Source organism: Halomonas sp. B23F22_3 (genome assembly GCF_043496965.1).
In the GTDB taxonomy this organism is placed as follows: domain Bacteria; phylum Pseudomonadota; class Gammaproteobacteria; order Pseudomonadales; family Halomonadaceae; genus Halomonas.
This window is the reverse complement of the sequence record NZ_JBIEKG010000011.1, coordinates 1-3,309: the sequence shown is the minus strand read 5'-3', so window position 1 is coordinate 3,309 and position 3,309 is coordinate 1. Positions and strand designations below refer to the sequence as shown.

Genomic DNA, 3,309 nt, shown 5'->3' with positions numbered 1-3,309 from the left:
CCGCCCGGGTCGCCTCGGAGGGGAAGGCGCCGAGTTCACGGGAGTAGGGGCGCTCCCATTGTGCGTCCATCAGGTCGGCCATGGTGTGCGGGGCGTTGACCAGCGGGTTGTTCTCCGCCGGCCAGTCACCGCGCTGCACCGCGTTGATCTCCTCGCGGATCGCGATCATGGCGTCACAGAAGCGGTCGATCTCGTAGCGTGACTCCGACTCGGTGGGCTCGATCATCAGCGTGCCGGGCACCGGGAAGGACATGGTCGGCGCATGGAAGCCGTAGTCCATCAGGCGCTTGGCGATGTCCTCCTCGCTGATGCCGGACTCGGCCTTGAGCGGGCGGATGTCGATGATGCACTCGTGGGCCACGCTGCCGTTCTCGCCCTTGTAGAGCACCGGGTAGTGCTCGCCGAGGCGCTTGGCGATGTAGTTGGCGTTGAGGATGGCGAGTTCGGTGGCCTCACGCAGGCCGCGCGCGCCCATCATCTTGATGTAGGCCCAGGAGATCGGCAGGATCGAGGCCGAGCCGAAGGGCGCCGCCGAGACCGCGCCGCAGCCCGCCTCGACGCCGTCGATCGGGGTCACCGCATGGTTGGAGACGTAGGGCGCCAGGTGCGCCTTGACGCCGATCGGGCCCATGCCCGGGCCGCCGCCGCCATGGGGAATGCAGAAGGTCTTGTGCAGGTTGAGGTGGCTGACGTCGCCGCCGAAGTCGCCGGGACGGGTCAGGCCCACCTGGGCGTTCATGTTGGCGCCGTCGATGTACACCTGGCCGCCGTGGGCGTGCACGATCTCGCACACCTCGCGCACGCTGGTCTCGAACACCCCGTGGGTGGAGGGGTAGGTGATCATGATCGCCGAGAGGGCGTCGCGGTGCTGCTCGGCCTTGGCGCGCAGGTCGGCGATGTCGATGTTGCCGTCCGCGTCGCACTCCACGACCACCACCTGCATGCTCGCCATGGCGGCGGAGGCGGGGTTGGTGCCGTGGGCGGAGCTCGGGATCAGGCAGACATCGCGGTGCCCCTCGCCTTGGGCCGCCTGGTAGCGGCGGATGGCCACCAGACCGGCGTACTCGCCCTGGGCGCCGGAGTTGGGCTGCATGGAGATGTGGTCGTAGCCGGTCACCTCCACCAGGAAGGCGGCCAGCTCGTCGATCATCTGGCGGTAGCCGGCCACCTGGTCGCGGGGCGCGAAGGGGTGGATGCGGGCGAATTCCGGCCAGGTGATCGGGATCATCTCGCTGGTGGCGTTGAGCTTCATGGTGCACGAGCCCAGCGGGATCATCGCGTGCGCGAGCGACAGGTCCTTGTTCTCCAGGCGCTTGAGGTAGCGCAGCATCTCGGTCTCGCTGCGGTAGCGCTGGAAGGTCGGGTGGGTCAGGAACGCGGACTCGCGGGCGCAGCCGGCCGGGATGCCCGTGAGCCCCTCGGTCAGCACCCGGTCGTCGAGCTCACGCACGCCGAGGCCATGCTCCTCGTCGAGCAGCACGTCGAACAGCACGTCCAGGTCGTGGGCGGTGGTGGTCTCGTTGAGGCTCAGGCCGACGTCGCCATTGGCGAAGTAGCGCAGGTTGACGTCGTGTGCCATGGCGCGGCCGTGGATGCGGCCGGCATCCACGCCGGTCAGGCGCAGGGTGTCGAACCAGCTGTCGTGGGCCAGGGTCACGCCCTTCTCCACGAGGCCCGTGGCCAGGATGGTGGTCAGGCGATGGATGCGCGAGGCGATGGTGGTGAGGCCCTCGGCACCGTGGTAGACGGCGTAGAAGCCGGCGATGTTGGCCAGCAGCGCCTGGGCGGTGCAGATGTTGGAGGTCGCCTTCTCGCGGCGGATGTGCTGCTCGCGGGTCTGCATCGCCATGCGCAGCGCGGTCGCGCCGCGGCTGTCCTTGGAGACGCCGATGATGCGCCCCGGGATCGAGCGCTTGAGCTTGTCGGTGGTCGCGAAGAAGGCGGCATGCGGGCCGCCGAAGCCCATCGGCACGCCGAAGCGCTGGGAGCTGCCGACGACCATGTCGGCGCCCAGGGCGCCCGGCTCCTTGAGCAGCACCAGGCCCATGATGTCGGCGACGACGCAAGTCATCACGCCCCGCTCGCGGGCGGTCTCGAGCAGCGGGGCCAGGTCGCGGACCTGGCCGCTGTCGCCGGGGTACTGCAGCAGGGCGCCGAAGACGTCGTGCTCGGCCAGCGCCTCGGCCGGGGCCACCACCAGCTCGAAACCGAACCAGGCCGCGCGGGTGCGCACCACGTCCAGGGTCTGGGGGAAGACGTCATCGGCGACGAAGAAGGTGTCGCTCCTGGCCTTCTTGTTGGCCCGCTTGCACAGCGCCATGGCCTCGGCGGCGGCGGTGGCCTCGTCGAGCAGCGAGGCGTTGGCGAGCCCCATGCCGGTGAGGTCCATCACCATCTGCTGGAAGTTGAGCAGCCCCTCGAGGCGGCCCTGGGAGATCTCCGGCTGGTAGGGCGTGTAGGCGGTGTACCAGCCCGGGTTCTCCAGCACGTTGCGCTGGATCACCGTCGGCAGGTGGGTGTCGTAGTAGCCCTGGCCGATATAGCTCTTGGCCACGCGGTTCTGGCGGGCCAGACGCTGCAGGTAGTCCAAGGCCTCGGCTTCGCCCTTCGGCGGATCCAGGTCCAGCTCACGGCCCAGGCGAATGTCGGCGGGCACGGTGGCGTCCATCAGCGCGGGAAGGCTCTCCCTCTCCAGTGCGTCGAGCATGCCCGACACATCGTCGGCGGTGGGGCCGTTGTGGCGCTGAAGGAAGGCATCGTGAGCGGCCAGCTCGGCCAGACGGCGGTTGTCGAAAGCCATGGAACACCCTGTTTGCGTAGTGGGGCGGCGCCCCGGGAATCGGTGAAAGGCCGGCCCCGCTCGCACGGGGCCGGGGGTGGCGCGCGCTGCCCGCAGGCCAGGGGCGCCGGGGTAAGGCTCAGTCCTCGGCGGCCACGGCCTGGTAGGCGTCGGCGTCCATCAGCGCGCCGAGCGCGGCGGCATCGTCGAGGCGGACCTTCATGATCCAGCCGTCGGCGTAGGGCGCCTCGTTGACGGTCTCCGGAGCATCTTCCAGGGCCTCGTTGACGGCGATGATCTCGCCGGCGATCGGCGCATAGAGGTCGGAAGCGGCCTTGACCGACTCGATGACGCCGAACTCGTCGCCGACGGCGAGGGTCTTGCCGACCTCGGGCAGCTCGACGAAGACCACGTCACCCAGGGCCTCCTGGGCATGGTCGGTGATGCCGATGGTCACGCTGCCATCGCCGTTGTCCAGGACCCATTCGTGGCTTTCGGCGTAGCGCAGGTTGGCGGGGATAGAGCTCATC

At 69.3% G+C, this 3,309-nt stretch carries 2 protein-coding genes; both read right to left on the bottom strand.

Translation table 11 applies throughout. The features are described from left to right. Positions 1–2,800 (bottom strand): aminomethyl-transferring glycine dehydrogenase (gene gcvP / locus ACGTNG_RS18095; protein WP_394797883.1); only part of this gene is annotated, 2,800 nt, incomplete at its 3' end. A 118-nt stretch (positions 2,801–2,918) separates the two neighbouring features. Then, on the bottom strand, positions 2,919–3,308 hold the full coding sequence (gcvH, locus tag ACGTNG_RS18090; RefSeq protein WP_394797882.1) for a glycine cleavage system protein GcvH: 390 nt from the start codon (positions 3,306–3,308) through the stop codon (positions 2,919–2,921). Position 3,309: the final 1 nt, after the last annotated feature.